This is a genomic window from Emticicia aquatica (genome assembly GCF_923079645.1).
Lineage (GTDB): Bacteria > Bacteroidota > Bacteroidia > Cytophagales > Spirosomataceae > Emticicia > Emticicia aquatica.
The window spans coordinates 670679-686750 of the sequence record NZ_CAKLPY010000001.1; the positions used below are offsets into that span (position 1 = coordinate 670679).

13 protein-coding genes are annotated in these 16072 nt (G+C 35.2%); 5 read left to right on the forward strand and 8 right to left on the reverse strand.

Annotated elements, in window-relative coordinates; all coding sequences use genetic code 11:
• Positions 1-48 precede the first annotated feature (48 nt).
• Positions 49-882 (reverse strand): MBL fold metallo-hydrolase, encoded by an 834-nt coding sequence (locus MJQ71_RS02860; protein ID WP_238804236.1) that lies wholly within the window; start codon positions 880-882, stop codon positions 49-51.
• Positions 883-1025: 143 nt separating this feature from the next.
• On the opposite strand from MJQ71_RS02860, the gene MJQ71_RS02865 reads away from it, so the two are divergent.
• From MJQ71_RS02865 to MJQ71_RS02880, 4 genes are all read left to right on the forward strand, one after another.
• Positions 1026-2402, forward strand: coding sequence for a HAMP domain-containing sensor histidine kinase (locus MJQ71_RS02865; protein WP_238804238.1), 1377 nt, complete (start codon positions 1026-1028; stop codon positions 2400-2402).
• Positions 2403-2410: 8 nt separating this feature from the next.
• Positions 2411-5950 carry a DUF7948 domain-containing protein gene (locus tag MJQ71_RS02870; RefSeq protein ID WP_238804240.1) on the forward strand — a complete coding sequence of 1180 codons (3540 nt, stop codon included), beginning with the start codon at positions 2411-2413 and terminating at the stop codon, positions 5948-5950.
• 54 nt (positions 5951-6004) lie between these two features.
• A complete protein-coding gene (locus MJQ71_RS02875) occupies positions 6005-6460 on the forward strand; it encodes a DUF4920 domain-containing protein (protein WP_238804241.1) in 456 nt (151 codons plus the stop codon).
• 174 nt (positions 6461-6634) lie between these two features.
• Positions 6635-7915, forward strand: coding sequence for an amidohydrolase family protein (locus MJQ71_RS02880; RefSeq protein ID WP_238804242.1), 1281 nt, complete (start codon positions 6635-6637; stop codon positions 7913-7915).
• 66 nt (positions 7916-7981) lie between these two features.
• Here MJQ71_RS02880 and MJQ71_RS02885 read toward each other — a convergent pair whose 3' ends face one another.
• The 4 genes from MJQ71_RS02885 to MJQ71_RS02900 all read right to left on the reverse strand — a co-directional run bounded on the left by MJQ71_RS02885 (position 7982) and on the right by MJQ71_RS02900 (position 10138).
• Positions 7982-8689: an SDR family oxidoreductase gene (locus MJQ71_RS02885; RefSeq protein WP_238804243.1), complete on the reverse strand. Its 708-nt coding sequence runs from the start codon at positions 8687-8689 to the stop codon at positions 7982-7984.
• 73 nt (positions 8690-8762) lie between these two features.
• Positions 8763-8978: a DUF3820 family protein gene (locus MJQ71_RS02890; RefSeq protein WP_238804244.1), complete on the reverse strand. Its 216-nt coding sequence runs from the start codon at positions 8976-8978 to the stop codon at positions 8763-8765.
• Positions 8979-8991: 13 nt separating this feature from the next.
• Positions 8992-9375, reverse strand: a complete 384-nt coding sequence (locus MJQ71_RS02895) for a DUF3037 domain-containing protein (RefSeq protein ID WP_238804245.1) — start codon at positions 9373-9375, stop codon at positions 8992-8994.
• The gene (locus MJQ71_RS02900) at positions 9353-10138 is read right to left on the reverse strand and encodes a HipA family kinase (RefSeq protein ID WP_238804246.1); all 786 of its coding nucleotides are present in this window, start codon (positions 10136-10138) and stop codon (positions 9353-9355) included. The genes MJQ71_RS02895 and MJQ71_RS02900 overlap by 23 nt, the downstream gene beginning before the upstream one ends.
• Positions 10139-10306: 168 nt before the next feature.
• Between MJQ71_RS02900 and MJQ71_RS02905 the strand changes: the two genes are divergently transcribed.
• On the forward strand, positions 10307-12271 hold the full coding sequence (locus MJQ71_RS02905; protein ID WP_238804247.1) for an SGNH/GDSL hydrolase family protein: 1965 nt from the start codon (positions 10307-10309) through the stop codon (positions 12269-12271).
• Between the two features lie 17 nt (positions 12272-12288).
• Here the strand turns inward: MJQ71_RS02905 and MJQ71_RS02910 are convergent, their stop codons facing one another.
• Genes MJQ71_RS02910 through MJQ71_RS02920 form a run of 3 tightly spaced genes read right to left on the reverse strand, consistent with a single transcriptional unit; the run spans position 12289 to position 16047 of the window.
• On the reverse strand, positions 12289-13659 hold the full coding sequence (locus MJQ71_RS02910) for an alkaline phosphatase family protein (protein WP_238804249.1): 1371 nt from the start codon (positions 13657-13659) through the stop codon (positions 12289-12291).
• Positions 13660-13702: 43 nt separating this feature from the next.
• A complete protein-coding gene (eboE, locus tag MJQ71_RS02915) occupies positions 13703-14896 on the reverse strand; it encodes a metabolite traffic protein EboE (protein WP_238804251.1) in 1194 nt (397 codons plus the stop codon).
• A 2-nt stretch (positions 14897-14898) separates the two neighbouring features.
• On the reverse strand, positions 14899-16047 hold the full coding sequence (locus MJQ71_RS02920; RefSeq protein ID WP_238804254.1) for a 3-dehydroquinate synthase: 1149 nt from the start codon (positions 16045-16047) through the stop codon (positions 14899-14901).
• Positions 16048-16072 lie beyond the last annotated feature (25 nt).

Sequence of the window (16072 nt, forward strand, 5' to 3'; positions counted from 1 at the left end):
ACCCAAAAGGGACTTTTCTAATTTGTGAATTTATTTATAAAACCTTGATTAAATTTGCTCAAAATCAGCCACTCGAAACCCCTTTTCTGTCAATTGTATTGTAGCCGCTTCGTGCGTTGGGTCATGGTCAAACACGATTGTCCAATTATTATCAACGGCTTGTTTCAATAACGCTTCTTTTTCACTCATTGTTTGAAGTGGACGTACATCGTACCCCATCACATAAGGAACAGGAATATGTGCATGAGATGGAACGGTATCAGCAATAAATAAATACGTTTTTTCACCATGTTTTATTTTGGGCATAATCATTTTTTCGGTATGCCCGTCGGCATAAAGTAAACTGATATTTTCTCCGAAAGGAGCTTCAATTTTATCAACAAAATGTAACGCCCCAGATTCTTGCATCGGTAAGATGTTTTCTTTCAAAAAAGTAGCTTTTTCACGTGGATTTGGTTTCATGGCTGATTCCCAATGTTCCGAATGTGTCCAATATTTTGCATTCGGAAACACTAATTCTAATCTATCTTTTGTCGAATTCCATTGAACACTTCCGCCACAATGGTCGAAATGTAAATGCGTAGAAAGTACATCTGTAATTTCATTGGGAGAATATCCTGCTTTTTTGATTGATTTTATCAAATCTCCTTCTCCATGCCGATAATAAAAACCTTGCCAACGAGCATCTTGTTTTTCGCCCATACCGCTATCAATCAATATCAATTGTTTACCTGTATCAACCAATAAACAACGCATGGCCCAACTACACAGGTTATTTTCGTCAGCTGGCATTTGTTTATTCCAAATGGTTTTTGGCACAACGCCAAACATCGCTCCACCGTCTAATTTGAAATGTCCTGCATCAATTACATGAATTTGCATAAATTTTGCTAATTGTTTCTTAAATTTCGGTCAGTATTTAGGTTTTTTGCTTTATTCTAGGCAAAAGTACATCACAAATGTATTGAATATTCACTCAATTTCATTGTAGGATTGTTTCATTCAAATTTTCTAACATTTTTTTAATGCAGATACGGACAAAAATAGCGATACAATTTACGATAATCATTGCTTCGATTTTGATAATTTTTTCGTTAGCAATCTATTATACGTCAGAAAATTTCAGGAAACAAGAATTTTATAAACGTTTGAATGATAGAGCTATTCAAACGGCAAAATTGCTGAAAACATTAAAAATTACGGAAAAAGATAAAAAGAAACTTCGTGATGCCAACAAAACAATTTTGACCAAACTCAATGCTGAAAAAGTGTTGATGTTTAACGAAAAAGATGAGTTGGTTTATGCCAGTTACGAAGCTGATTCGATATTGTTTAATCCTGAGTTTTTAACCAAAGTTCGGAAGAGAAAAAACGTTGAAACAAGCGATTGGGAAAATCAGGTCATTGGCACAATGTATGAAGATGAAGAAGGGAAATCGTATGTTGTGATTGCTTCTGCAAGTGATACTTATGGAAAAGAAAAATTGCAAAATATTCTGAATACGCTGATTATTAGTTTTGTGATTGGTATTTCGTTAACCGTTTTTCTTGGGATAATATTTGCAGGACAGTCATTGAAACCAATTGCCGAAATCAACAAAGAAATTACTAATATTACGGCCTATAATTTAAAACAAAAGCTTAATACTGGAAATAATAAAGATGAAATTGCTCACCTTGCCCTCAATTTTAATCAGATGTTGGAGCGATTGGAGCGGTCGTTTGAATTACAAAAAAGTTTTGTCTCCAATGCTTCGCACGAATTGCGAACACCTTTAGCGGCTATAAAATCTGAGATACAAATTGCCTTAGAAAATAACCGCTCAACTGATGAGTATAAAGTTATTTTGCGTTCGTTGTTAACTGATAATCAGCGACTTATACAGTTGACAAACGGGCTTTTGCAATTGGCAAAATCTGAGAATAAGGATAATAGTTTAATCCTAAAATCAACACGTGTAGATGAATTATTGTTTAAAGCTCAAGAAGAGGTTTTGAGCCAAAACAATAATTATAAGATTATGATTGATTTTGATGATATTCCTGATGATGATGGTTGGGTGAGTACAAACGGAAATGAAGCATTGTTACTTACGGTTTTTACTAATTTACTCGAAAATGCTTGTAAATATTCGCCCAAACACGAAGCCGAAGCCAAAATTCGTTTTAATGAAAAACACTGCATCGTTGCCGTTAAAGATAACGGAATTGGTATTCCTCAAAGCGAACTTAGTAAGATTTTTGAGCCATTTTATCGTACGCAAAATGCTTCTACTTACCGAGGGTATGGAATTGGATTATCAGTTTGCCGTAGAATAATTGATATGCATCAAGGTAAAATTGAAGTAACAAGCGAGGAAGGGAAAGGCAGTACTTTTGAGGTGACATTACCACATTTATAAACATAAAAATGAAATATTTATACCTTAATATACTTGTTTTTTTGTCATTTTTTGGCTTTTCAGCTCCAACTCCTTCTGTCAAATTTATTAAAAACGAAGGCCAGTGGGAAAATACTATTTTGTTCAAAGCTGATATTCTTGGTGGTTATTTATTGGTCAAAAACACTGGAATACAATATGTGTTTTACGACACTCAGGCGTTGGCGATGATTCATGCAGGAAGTTTAGACGCAAAATCGGGTCGAAAAACAATTGAACCCATCAAGGCCCATGCTTATGAAATGCTTTTTGAAGAAGCCAATTCAAATCCAAATGTTGAAACAAATGCAAAAAATGCTGCTTCGTACAATTACTTTATTGGCAATGACCCTACAAAATGGAAACAAAATGTAGCTGCTTTTGATGAAATTTACTTACGAGATATTTATCCAAATATTGATTTTAAATTATACAGTTTTGACCAATCTTTAAAATATGAATACATCGCTAAACCTCATGCTGATGTATCAAAGATAAAGATGAAATATGTTGGGTTGGATGAAATTAATATTGATAATGAACAAATTAGCTACAAAACTTCAGTCAATTTTGTAAAAGAATTTGAACCGTATTCTTTTCAAACTGTCAACGGAAAAATAATTGATATAAAATCAAAATTTCGGGTAAATAACAATCAAGTTCGGTTTGATTTTCCTGAAAATTATGACCATTCAAAAAGCCTTATCATTGACCCAGAATTGGTTTTTTCGACTTATTCGGGGTCAAAATCTGATAATTGGGCTCAAACAGCAACTTATGATGCTCACGGAAATTTATTTGCTGGCGGTTCGGTTTTTGGCAGCGATTTTCCTGTTACCAATGGTGCTTTTCAAGTAAAAGGAAGTTCAACCACTTCAACAGGTTCGGAAAATGTTTCGGGTTATGGCGTGACTGATATTGTGATTATGAAATTTAGTTCGGATGGTTCACAATTGTTATATTCCACTTTTTTGGGCGGCAATGCTTCCGAAGTTCCCCACAGTTTGGTCACTAATTCAAAAGGAGAATTGGTCATTTTTGGCACAACTTCTTCAACAAACTTTCCGACCAATAGTTCCTCTTACCAAAAAACTTTTGCTGGTGGAAGTCTAATAGGCATATATTCTTCTTTTTCTGGTCCAGACCAAGACCCAAATTTTACTGGAATCGGATTTGAGCATGGAACTGACATTTTTGTTGCAGTTTTAAGTGCAGATGGTAAAAGCTTAGTTGGTAGTTCGTACATCGGAGGAAAAGCTAACGATGGCTTTAATGACACAAGGGCTTTGAATATTAAAAATTATGGAGACGAATTTCGGGGTGAAGTGGTGGTTGATAAAGATGATAATATTTACTTTGCGTCAATCACGGCTTCCATTGATTTTCCGCTTGTAAAACAATCTCAAGGAGTGAAAGGAGCAGGTTTTGATGGTGTAATTTGTAAGCTTAATCGAACTTGCTCAGAACTGTTACTAAGTACATATTTGGGAGGAAATAATTTTGATGCTGCCTATGGAATCAAGGTTTCACAAGAAGGAAAAATATTTGTTTGCGGACAAACTTTTAGTGCAAATCTGGCAGTAAAAGAAGGCAGTTTTAATAAAAACTATGGTGGAAGTGGCGATGGTTTTATAGCTAAATTTAGTGCAGAAGGCAGCATCGAACAAATGACTTATGTGGGAACAAATGAAGCCGACGTAAATTTCTTGATGGATATTGATAATGATGGCAATGTATATGTTTTTGGCTTGACTTTAGGAGATTATCCAGTCTCGGATGATGTTTATCGCAATGCTAAAAGCGGTCAATTTATTCATTGTTTTGACAAGAATTTAAGCAAAAGTATTTTTTCAACGATAGTTGGAGCGGGTAGAGGAATTGGAAAAATAGATATTGTACCAACTGCATTTTTAGTCAATGATTGTGGCAATATTTATCTTTCGGGTTGGGGAGGAAAAGTGAATGCCTCTGTTGGGCGAAATCTTAACCGAAATAGTAGTACAGTTGGTTTGCCTATTACGAATGATGCTTATCAAAACACCACTACGGGCAGCAATTATTATTTTATGATTCTTGAAAAAGGAGCCAAATCACTGCTTTATGCTACGTTTTTTGGTTCTGCAGCTCCTCCAACTCCAGAGGGTGAAGTGGGAGACCACGTTGATGGCGGCACTTGTCGATTTGATAAAAATGGTATTATTTACCACACAGCATGCTCGTGTTTGCCTCGACAAGGGCAGATTGTATCTACTTTTCCAACTAAAAATGCGTACCAATCAAAAAATTTAAGCCCAAATTGTAACATGGCGGCTTTTAAGTTTAGTATTGATGCGTTAAAAGCCGATTTTGAAATAAAAAATGAAGCTAATCGGGTGGTTACTGAAGTATGTTTTCCTGCAAAAGTAAATTTTAATAATTTGAGTGTTGGAGCGAAAACGTATGAATGGGAGTTCAATGGAAAGATAATTTCAAGACTAAAAGATGTCGCATTTAATTTTACAACTCCTGGCGAATACATTGTAAAACTTAGAATTTTTAATAAAATCACCTGCCGAACTACTGATTCAACTACAAAAAAAATATTGGTGAAAGGATTTGTTGCCAAAATTAGTCGTGATACACTCGTTTGTCCAGATTCTCCTGTACAATTATTGGCTGAAGGTGGCGAAAAATATACTTGGTCGCCTGCAACTGATTTGAGCAACACAACAATTTCAAATCCGATTGCGAAGCCAAAATCTACAACTAAATATACGGTTATGCTTGAAAAAGAAGGCTGTTCTGTTTCAAAAGATGTTACGATTAAAGTTGAAGATAATAAAACGGATTTTCAAGCAAACGGTGGAAAAGAAATTTGTCAAGGCCAAAGTATTACATTAACCGCAGTTGGCAAGGCTACGAGTTTTACGTGGTCTGGTTTAAATATGAAAGATACAGTTGCAATACAAATTGTTGTAAAGCCTTTACAGACAAGTACTTACACCGTTAAAGGTGAATATCCTGATGGTTGTAAACCCAATAGGAGTGTTACGGTTGTGATTGATAATTCGTTCAAACCTGACTTTGATTACATCGTTACACAAGATTGTGATAAGCCATATCAACTAACTTTTATAAATAAATCAACAAACGCAAGAACTTTTGTTTGGGATTTAGGAAATAAAGATTCTCTGAAAGTTGCCGTTCCCGAAAATTACCGATTTCAACAAGCAGGCGTTTATACAGTTACATTAAAAGCCTATAATAGCATTGGATGTGAATTGTCAACAACAAAAAGTATTGATATTCCTGAAAATGATGGAAAAGTTCCGAATGTAATTACGCCCAATAATGATGGAAAAAATGATAACTTTGCAACAGGTTTTAAAAATGCTAATCTTGATATTTACAACCGTTTTGGTAAGCTGATTTTTAACTCAAAAAGCTATCAAAATGATTGGGGAAAAGATGTTTCAGCAGGAACTTATTACTATGTTCTAACAACATCAGATGGATTGGATTGTAAAGGTTGGGTGACGGTAATAGATTAAAGCCTAAATTTATTTATATTTTGTATTACTCATCATAAAATTAATATCAACAAAATGAAAAAAACGATAGCACTTCTCGCAATTATTTTTGCAGTAAACATTTCTTTCGGACAAAAATATGATAGTTTTGGCGAAAAAATCAAGCCAAATGGAGCAATTACCACAAACGAATTAGTAAAAAAAGCAACAGAAAAAGGGAAAGTTGAAGCGAAGGTATCGGGTGTTGTAGAGTCTGTTTGTCAGGTAAAAGGTTGTTGGATGAAAGTGAAATTAGAAGATGGACAAACCATGCGTGTAACTTTTAAAGATTATGGCTTTTTTGTTCCAAAAGATATTGCAGGAAAAACAATCGTTTTTGAAGGAAATGCCGCAACCAAAACTACTTCAGTTGATGAACTTCGCCACTATGCCGTAGACGCAGGAAAAAGCAAAGATGATGTAGCCAAAATTACCGAACCGAAAACCGAATTGACTTTTGAAGCTAACGGTGTTTTAGTACCAAAAAATTGATTTTTAAAGAAGAGAAATAAAACAACCATCAAAGGTCTTCTTCAAAGAAGACCTTTTTTATTGAATGTCTCAACAAAACATCTTTTTAGCTATTTCTAATACAATGTTTTCAAAAAAAACTTATTTTTAGGCATTGATATTATTTCGTACATCTTCCTAAACAAAAAAAACTAAATGAAAAAAACTTACCTTTTAACCCTTTCTCTTGGGTTGTCATTTGCATCATTTGCCCAACGAACACTTATTCATTGCGGTACTTTGATTGATGGAATTAGCAATGCCCCAAAATCTCAAATGACAATCATTGTTGAGAAAAATCGTATCACTGATGTACAAAGTGGTTATTCAACTGCTCAAGCTAGCGACAAAGTTTTGGATATGAAAAACAAGACTGTTACCCCAGGTTGGATTGATATGCATGTACACATCGAAAGTGAAACTAGCAAAGACCAATACCTCAAACGCATGAGTTATAATATGGCTGATATTTCATTTGAGGCTCAAAAACACGCTAATACGACTTTAATGGCTGGATTTACAACCGTACGTGATTGCGGCGGAAGTGGTGTAAATATTTCATTGCGTAATGCAATTAATAAAGGATTGGTAATTGGTCCAAGAATATTTACTTCAGGAAAAACGATTGCTACAACTGGTGGACACGGTGACCCAACAAACGGAATAAATTCAAAATATACTGTACCAGATGAAGTAACTGACGGTGTAGTAAATAGCCCAGAAGAAGGCCGTCAAGCTGTGCGTCAGCGTTATAAAGATGGAGCAGATTGTATAAAAATTACTGCAACTGGGGGTGTTTTGAGTGTTGCGAAAAACGGAAAAGGGCCACAATTCACCGAAAGTGAAATCGAAGCAATTGTTTCAACGGCTAAAGATTATGGTTTTATTGTTGCCGCTCATGCTCATGGAGCTGAAGGTATGAAACGTGCAATTCGAGCTGGTGTTACAACTATCGAACATGGTTCTTTCATGGATGATGAGGCGATTGAGCTATTTAAAAAATACGGAACTTATTACGTCCCAACTATCATTGCAGGAAAATCAGTATTAGATTCAGTAAAAGTTCCGGGATATTATCATCCCTTGGTTGTGCCAAAAATACTAGAAACTGGAAAACAAACGGCAATAACTTTTGCAAAAGCATACAAAGCAGGTGTAAATGTTGCGTTCGGAACTGACGCTGGGGTTTTTCCGCATGGTTACAACGCCAAAGAATTTCAATATATGGTTGAAGGTGGAATGCCAATGATGGAAGCAATCAAATCTGCAACGATTGTCAATGCAGGAATTTTGGGTATGAAAGATGACCTTGGCTCGATTGAAAAAGGTAAAATTGCTGATATCGTTGCCATTGATGGCGACCCACTTCAAGATTCAAAAGCCATGATGAATGTGGTGCTTGTAATGAAAGAAGGGAAAATTTATAAGCAGAAATAGTTTGGTAAATATCAAAAGTGGCACATTTATAACAAAATGTGCCGCTTTTGCATTTAATTTTTAAAATTATTTTGGCATCGTTGGACGAACCTCAATTTTACTTGGAAGCGTACGTGCAGGCATTTTAATTAAATCAGAAACGATTTGTCCAATATCTTCTGGTTGAATTTTCCACGCATCTTTTTCATTTGGTTCATGATTATTAAAATGAGTCGCCACCGAACCAGGCATAATTGTTGAAACCTTAATGCCTTCATTTCTCAAATCAAGCATAACCGCCTGCGTGAAACCTACCAAGCCAAATTTACTTGCATTATAACCACTCGCACTTGCAAAGAAGTTTGTACCAGCTAAACTTGCAATACTAATAAAATAGCCTTTAGTTGTTTTTAGTGCCTCCAAAGATGCTTTTATACTATTAAAAACGCCCGTTAGGTTTATATCAATCATTTCGTGCCATTGTTCAGCCGAAAGTGTTTGAATAGGTGCGAAGTGCCCAACACCAGCATTTGCAACAAAATAATCAAGTCTTCCCCAAGAATTTAAGACCGTATCAACAGCATTTTGTTGAGATTCAAAATTTCGTACATCCGACTCAATTCCAAGAGCGAAGCCTTCTTTTATTTTATTTAATTCTGTTGCAGCTTCATCGGCTGCTGCTTTTGAACGACTCGTGATAGCAACTTTTATCCCTTCTTTAATCAATGTTTCGGCAACGCCGTAACCGATTCCTTTTGAACCACCAGTGATGAGGGCTGTTTTTATTTCTGACATTTTTTGTATAGTTTATTCAATGAAACATCAAATAACAAAAGATAGTTTACGATAAATAAGAAAGAATAAAAACTTAGTTTTTTTGTTTTAAGGGCTTTAATAAATATTCTAAACCATTGACTTTAATTTCATACATTGTTGCCATGAGCATTCCTAATTTCCCTTCTGGAAAACCTTTGTTTTGGTACCAAATCAAATAATATTCAGGTAAATCACAAATCAATGTGCCTTTATATTTGCCAAATGGCATCGGAATTTTGACTAAATCTTGGAGTATTTGTGAATTCATTTTATGTTTTTTATCAAAGAACTAATGCTTCAAAAAGACAATTGAGGGTTTCTTGAGCGTTTTTACAATAACCTGGATGAGTTTTTGAAGTCTGAACAATCGTACTACGAGTAGCCGTAAGCCAACGAAAACGAGAAGCAATGGGTAATGTTCCAATTGGGCCACCATCTTTTCCTCCAACACAAATTTTTTCCCAAGTTTGAAGATATTTTTCTAACTCTTCAAAGTCAAGTTCTGTACCAAAAATACTTAGACGCTGTTTATCTAACATGTATTTTGCCTGTAAAAAACCTTGTTTTTTGCAATAGAGAATAATGCCAACGTTCAGAAACTCTTCACGCTCAACCTTTGGCACAACCCTAATTACGGCATACTCATATAGTTGATTTTCTTGCATTTTCAATGTCATTTATTACAAAATCAATCATTTTTACTCTTGTTTCGATAAACTGAGCATATACTTGACGCCGTTCTTCAGGCGAATCTGCCACCGAATAATCACTCAACCATTCATCAGGAATCAAGTTTACAACATCATTGATGCGTTTGTGTGTAAGAGTAGCACAAAATTCATCAGCAATATTACTTATTTCGGTTGCTTGTTGTAGCAAAACATGGTCTTTTATGGCCGTAAATGCTCGTTTCGATTGTTCTTCCCAGTTTTCCCAAGAGTGGTGAAAATAAAGTGAAGCACCGTGGTCAATCAACCATAATTCTTTATGCCACATGAGCATATTTGTATTGCGAGGTGTGCGGTCAACATTGGTCAGAATATAATCAAGCAAAACGATTTTTGAAGCAATTGTTGGTTCAATTTTTTTGACAATCGGGTCGTAAGTTATCGAGCCAGAAAGATAATGAACGCCCAAATTTAACCCAACACTCGCTTGAAGCAAATCTTGGATTTCTTCATCTGGTTCGGTTTTACTGAAAGAATCATCAAGCGTTGCAAAAACAATTTCGGGCATTTTCAAACCTAAAGCACGAGCCAATTCACCGCCAATCAATTCGGCAATAAGTGCTTTTACACCTTGCCCAGCACCACGAAATTTAAGTACATATAAAAAACCATCATCAGCCTCGACAATGGCGGGCAGCGAACCACCTTCTCGCAAAGGGGTTACGTAGCGAGTGATATTTACGGTTCGGAGTTGAGGCATCGTGATGTTTAAAGAATTTTGATGACAGCAAAATTACACCATTTTTTGATAGAGAAGTTGAATATTTACGATTTAGTCACGCTAAAGAAAATGAAGTATATTTGTCAATAATGCTATCAAAATTAATTTATAAATTTAACCTCTATCTTTTTTTGAAAATAATAATTTATGAAAAAAGTCATTGGCTTACTATTCATTTTTCTGAGTTTTTCGGCTCAAACTTTGGCACAACAATCTATAAATAAAGACTTTAAAGAATCAAAATGGCATGGATTTATACGACATGACTTTACTTTTGATGGTCGAAATGTAAGCGTAATTATACCCAATAAGTCACTTTCTAGTAATCCTTGGGTTTGGAAAGCTCAGTTTCTTGATTGGCACACTGATGCTGATAGCATACTGATTGCTCAAGGTTTTTACCTTGTTTTTGTCAATGCAGATAATCAATATGGTAGTCCTAAAGCAGTGGCAATTTGGAATAAATTCTACGATTTTATCACTCAAAAATATAATCTTCAAAAGAAAGTTGCATTAGAAGGAGTGAGCAGAGGAGGGCTTTATGTTTATAATTGGGCGAAGCAAAATCCTGAAAAAGTGGCTTGTATCTATGCCGAAGCTCCTGTTTGTGATTTTAAAAGTTGGCCAGCAGGTTTTGGCAAAGGAATAGGTAGTAAAACGGATTGGGAATTACTGAAAAAAGAATATGGTTTTGCAAATGACAATGAAGCTAAACTTTTTTTGAATAACCCAATTGATAGTTTGGAAGCATTAGCAAAGGCAAAAGTGCCAGTTTTACATACTATTGGACTAAATGATGAAATCGTGCCTGTTGATGAAAATACATTTTTGTTAATAAATAAATATATTCGACTTGGCGGAATTGCCACTGTAATTCCTTGTACAAAAGGAAAACATACATTAAATGGGCATCATTTCGACATAGAAACGCCACAAATAGTTGCTGATTTTATTAAATACAATTCCATTAATAACAATGTTTTAAGTTCCTCAGATTTTCATCAGCTACGCAAAGGTTTACCAAATTGCAAAATCAGTTTTACCCAAAATAAACAAAGCCGTGTAGCCTTTTTAGGTGGTTCAATAACTTACAATCATGGTTGGAGAGATAGTGTTTCGGTCTATCTTACAAAGCGATTTAAAGAAACAACTTTCGATTTTATAACAGCAGGTATTCCTTCATTTGGTAGTGTTCCTGATGCTTTTAGGCTTGAAAGAGATGTGATTTCAAAGGGGAAAATTGATTTATTATTTGTAGAAGCAGCCGTTAATGACCAAACTAACGGCACAAATGCTGAAGAACAAGTAATGGCAATGGAGGGAATTGTGCGACAAATAAGAAAAATAAATCCAGCCGTCGAAATAGTATTTATGCACTTTGTTGACCCTGAAAAAATGGCTCAATATAATAACGGCGTAGTGCCAGAAGTGATAGCAAATCATGAAAAAGTGGCAAGCCATTACCAAAGTCCATCAATAAATTTGGCTAAAGAAGTAACAGAAAGGATTAATAATAAGGAGTTTACGTGGGAAAATGATTTTAAAAATCTGCATCCTTCACCTTTTGGTCAAGGAGTTTATGCAAAGTCAATTATAACGTTATTAGAGAAAACATTTGCAGGGCACACAGATGCAGATGATAAAATTATCAATTATTCTTTGCCAGAAAAACTTAATCAGTTTTCGTATGAAAACGGATATTTTTTAGCCAATTCTCTAGCAAAAATTGATAAAAATTGGTCAATTATTGAAAAATGGAACCCGAATGATGGCACAGGCACTCGGAACGATTTTGTGGATGTACCAATGTTGGTTTGCGATAAAATTGGTGGTAAATTGCATTTAAAATTTAAAGGAAATGTAATTGGCGTGGCTGTTGCAGCGGGCAAAGATGCAGGAATAATTGAATATCGAGTAGATGGTAAAAACTGGAAAAAGTACGATTTATTTACGCAATGGAGCAAATCGCTACATTTACCGTGGTTTTGTACGCTCGAAAATACATTGACTGGTGATGAACATACGTTAGAAATCAGGATTTCAGCCGAAAAAAATGCTCAAAGCCTCGGCAATACCTATCGAATCCGTTATTTTTATGTCAATGGGAAATGATTATTTGGGAAGAAAACTTATTTCTCCCCAAAAATACTATTCCAAATAATACCATATACCTCAGTCGCTAAAATCTCTTCCGATTGTGTCTGATTGCATATCAACACCGGGTAAAATTCTTTACCAATATCAAGTGTTCCGTGTGAACCTTTGATGAGCGTTGCATCCAACGGAATTACGTCCATTCTGTATCTAAAACCGAGCAATTTTCGAGCTAATTTATAAGCTGCACGCAATTTTATCAAAGGATTTTTAGGATTCATAAACATTTCAACAGGGTCATAGCCTGGTTTATTATGAATATCTACGCAGCGAGCAAAATCAGGAGCGAGGTCATCATCAAACCAATAATAGTAGGTAAACCAGCTATCGGCTTTTGCCATCAAAACCAAATCACCAGCACGTTCGTGGTTAATTTTGTGTTCACGTTTTTCGGTTTCGTCCATTATCAAATCAATTCCTTCGACTTTCGATAAAATGCCCTTGATTCGTTCTTTTTGAGTCAAATCATTGATATAAATATGTGCAATTTGGTGGTCAGCGGCTGCAAAAGCTTTCGAAGCACCACCGTCTAGCAATTCGTGTTTGTTTTCAACTCTTACTGAAAGCAAACCGTTTTCACGTAAAATTCGATTAATATGAATTGGTCGATTGACATTATTGATACCATATTCTGAAAGCAAAATCACAAGTGAATTTTTCTGCTCATAATAGGTAACTAACTCTTCTACCAAAGCATCAATTTCGTGTAAATCTTTGCTTATTTTGCTAAAATCAACCCCAAATTTTTGCAAACAATAATCTAAATGTGGCAAATAAATGAGCGTAAGCGTCGGGTCATTTTCTTTGTCAACTTCGATTGAAGCATCGGCAATCCATTTCGAACAATCAATACTCGTATTTGGCCCCCAAAATTTGAATAAAGGAAATGTGCCAAATTTTGCTTGTAATTTATCTCGCAAATCAGCAGGATAAGTGTAACAATCGGGCATTTTTACACCATCTGAATGATATTGTGGTCGTGGAGTAGCAGAAAAATCGGCCGTTGAATACATATTATACCACCAAAACATTTTAGAACTCGTAAAATTAGGGTTTTTACGTTTGGCTGCTTCCCATATTTTTTCAGCATGAACAAGCTTGTTCGATTGCTTCCAAAATTTCATTTCGTTGGCTTCACGGTCATACCAGCCATTGCCCACAATACCGTGTTCGTCTGGATTTTTACCTGTTATATAACAACTTTGAGACGTTGTTGTAACCGCAGGAAAAGCAGGTTTTATATGAGTAAGTTTATTTTTAGCAATGTATTTTTGCAAGAAAGGCGTATGTTCTCCAATCACACTTGTACTTAGCCCAACAATATTTATTACTACTGTTTTTTGCATTTGAAAGATGTTTTACACAATTATAAAACTCAGATTTTACATTTTAAAGAAGCCCTTTTACCCAATTAATTTCACGAATAATGGATTCATTTAATGGAGCTTGAAACTCAGTTGGTAATACGCCCCAAGTGTAAGTTTCAATTTCGAGATGATTTGTAAAAGGCTTATTTTTATGCACATTAATGGTATCTACAATATCAGATTGAGTGGAACTCAGCACACCGTAATTTTCTAGGAATAAAGGTACATGGAAATGTACTCGCCATGAACGAATAGTATCATCAAAATTAGTGATAGCTTCAGTCAAATCTGGAAATTTTAGTAAACTTCCATCTTTTCTTTGAGCCACAACTTGGTGTAAATATGTTGGTTCGTTGTACTGAGCAATTACTTTGAGTTTCTCTTCAGCATTGCTCGAAAAATCTACTTTTAAAGCTGAACTGATTTGTATTTTTCCAACTTTTAAGCCATCCTTTTCTAATTTATGAATTACTGTCTGTGGAGCTTCAAAACCTACCGCAAAGTGGCAAACATCATAACATAATTGAATGTGTTTTTTGATTGCATCAATGGCTTTTTCGCTCGAAAAACCTTTTCTTTTAAGTTGTTCAACGCCAATTGGAATCAAATAATTATTGTACCAATCAATGAATTCTTGCGAGTTTTCGAGAATGCCATCGGGTTCTGGTTCAATATCAAGATGAAGTATTTTACCAGTTGTCGCTTCTAAATCAATTAAGGCTTCAACAACTAAAATAATATTTTTTGTAGCAATTTCGGTTGTTTCTTTAAGTTTTTCTGGAGTTTTCCACCAAAAACGGTAGGAGAGAGGTGACGTAGAAATTCCACCTTCAGTCAAATCACTTGGTAAAAGTTGAGCCAATAAACCAAACATTCTGATGGTATAATCAGTGCGTTCGGTGGTTGTCCAATCAGGAGCGTGAACTTGGTCTTTTACTACTACATTGTGAAACCCTCCGTACGGAAAACCATTCATTGTAAAAACATAACAATTGTTGGAATCAAGCCAGTTTTTAAATTCATCGAAATTAGATTTTTCCGATAAATCAATACTTGCTTGATTGGCTAATCGTAAGCCTATTCCCATCTTTTCTTGTGGAGAAATTGTTGCTTTTATTTCAGGAATACTACTTTTTAAAACCGAAAAATGTGCTGACCATTCTTCGCCAGGATGAATATTGCTGCAATAACTTAGGTGTCCGTATGGCGTTTGCATTTTTAGTCGAGGGTTAATTTTAATTGGTCAACGGCAAGTTTCATTAGTTCAAAATCAACTTCATGGATTTCTTTTCCTTTGCCCAATTTTTCTAAAATTGTTATGGTTAATTGTCCTCCCAAATGTTCTCTAAATTCATTTAAACCTTCCCATAAATTTAGTTTATTGTTTTCGCCGAGTTTTTCGTGGTAAAGAGTAAATCCAAGATTTTTGAGTAAATTGATAATTCTATCAACTTCGGTTTGTGAAATTAATCCCAAAAGCTGCGAATAAATCGAATCAAGAGCAATTCCAATTGCTACTGCTTCACCATGACGAATTTCAAAATTTGTCAAATATTCTAATTTGTGAGCCGCCCAATGACCAAAATCTAAAGGTCGAGCCGAGCCCATTTCAAAAGGGTCTCCACTTGAGATATGATTGGTATGTAATGCTGCTGAACGGAAAATTTGTTCGTTCATTACTGTCATGTCTCGCTTCGCCATTGCCGCTGAATTTTCTTCCAGCCATTCAAAAAATGGTAAATCTTTTATCAAAGCCACTTTTACAGCTTCCGAAATACCCGAACGCCAATCTCTATCAGAAAGTGACGTTAGAAAATTTGAATCATTAAAAACTGCTACTGGAGGAGAAAAAGTGCCTAAGAAATTCTTTTTTCCTAAGAAATTTACACCATTTTTTACGCCAACTCCTGAGTCGTTTTGAGAAAGAACAGTAGTCGGGATTCTGATATGTTTTACGCCACGATGAGCGATGCAAGAAGCATAACCCACCATATCCAAAAATGCCCCACCACCTATTGCCGCCACAAAAGAGTGCCGGTCGATACCGTATTTATTGATAGCAAGTAAGGTTTGGTCTAAATAAGTTGTGTCATTTTTGACGAGCTCTCCACCAGGCATAACTAAGATTTTGTCAACTAAGCTGATTTGGGTATTTTCGTTAAAATATAACTGAATTGTATGAATGAGCGATGGATGTTTTTCTGCAACACCTGCATCAATCAAAAATAATATTTTCTTTTGAAAACGAGTATCGCCAAAGTTAGCTAAAAAGTTACTAAACTCTTGATTATCAGGAGAAAAAAGGTTTTTTGTGAAAACTATATTAAACGAATAAGGTACTTGAAACGATTGCTGGATAATGTTCATTATAAGGGTTGAATCTAAAAAATAT

Coding starts and splice junctions, on each gene's coding strand:
- MJQ71_RS02860 (WP_238804236.1), bottom strand. CDS start 882: ATGCAAATTCATGTAATTGATGCAGGACATTTCAAATTAGACGGTGGA.
- MJQ71_RS02865 (WP_238804238.1), top strand. CDS start 1,026: ATGCAGATACGGACAAAAATAGCGATACAATTTACGATAATCATTGCT.
- MJQ71_RS02870 (WP_238804240.1), top strand. CDS start 2,411: ATGAAATATTTATACCTTAATATACTTGTTTTTTTGTCATTTTTTGGC.
- MJQ71_RS02875 (WP_238804241.1), top strand. CDS start 6,005: ATGAAAAAAACGATAGCACTTCTCGCAATTATTTTTGCAGTAAACATT.
- MJQ71_RS02880 (WP_238804242.1), top strand. CDS start 6,635: ATGAAAAAAACTTACCTTTTAACCCTTTCTCTTGGGTTGTCATTTGCA.
- MJQ71_RS02885 (WP_238804243.1), bottom strand. CDS start 8,689: ATGTCAGAAATAAAAACAGCCCTCATCACTGGTGGTTCAAAAGGAATC.
- MJQ71_RS02890 (WP_238804244.1), bottom strand. CDS start 8,978: ATGAATTCACAAATACTCCAAGATTTAGTCAAAATTCCGATGCCATTT.
- MJQ71_RS02895 (WP_238804245.1), bottom strand. CDS start 9,375: ATGCAAGAAAATCAACTATATGAGTATGCCGTAATTAGGGTTGTGCCA.
- MJQ71_RS02900 (WP_238804246.1), bottom strand. CDS start 10,138: ATGCCTCAACTCCGAACCGTAAATATCACTCGCTACGTAACCCCTTTG.
- MJQ71_RS02905 (WP_238804247.1), top strand. CDS start 10,307: ATGAAAAAAGTCATTGGCTTACTATTCATTTTTCTGAGTTTTTCGGCT.
- MJQ71_RS02910 (WP_238804249.1), bottom strand. CDS start 13,659: ATGCAAAAAACAGTAGTAATAAATATTGTTGGGCTAAGTACAAGTGTG.
- eboE (WP_238804251.1), bottom strand. CDS start 14,896: ATGCAAACGCCATACGGACACCTAAGTTATTGCAGCAATATTCATCCT.
- MJQ71_RS02920 (WP_238804254.1), bottom strand. CDS start 16,047: ATGAACATTATCCAGCAATCGTTTCAAGTACCTTATTCGTTTAATATA.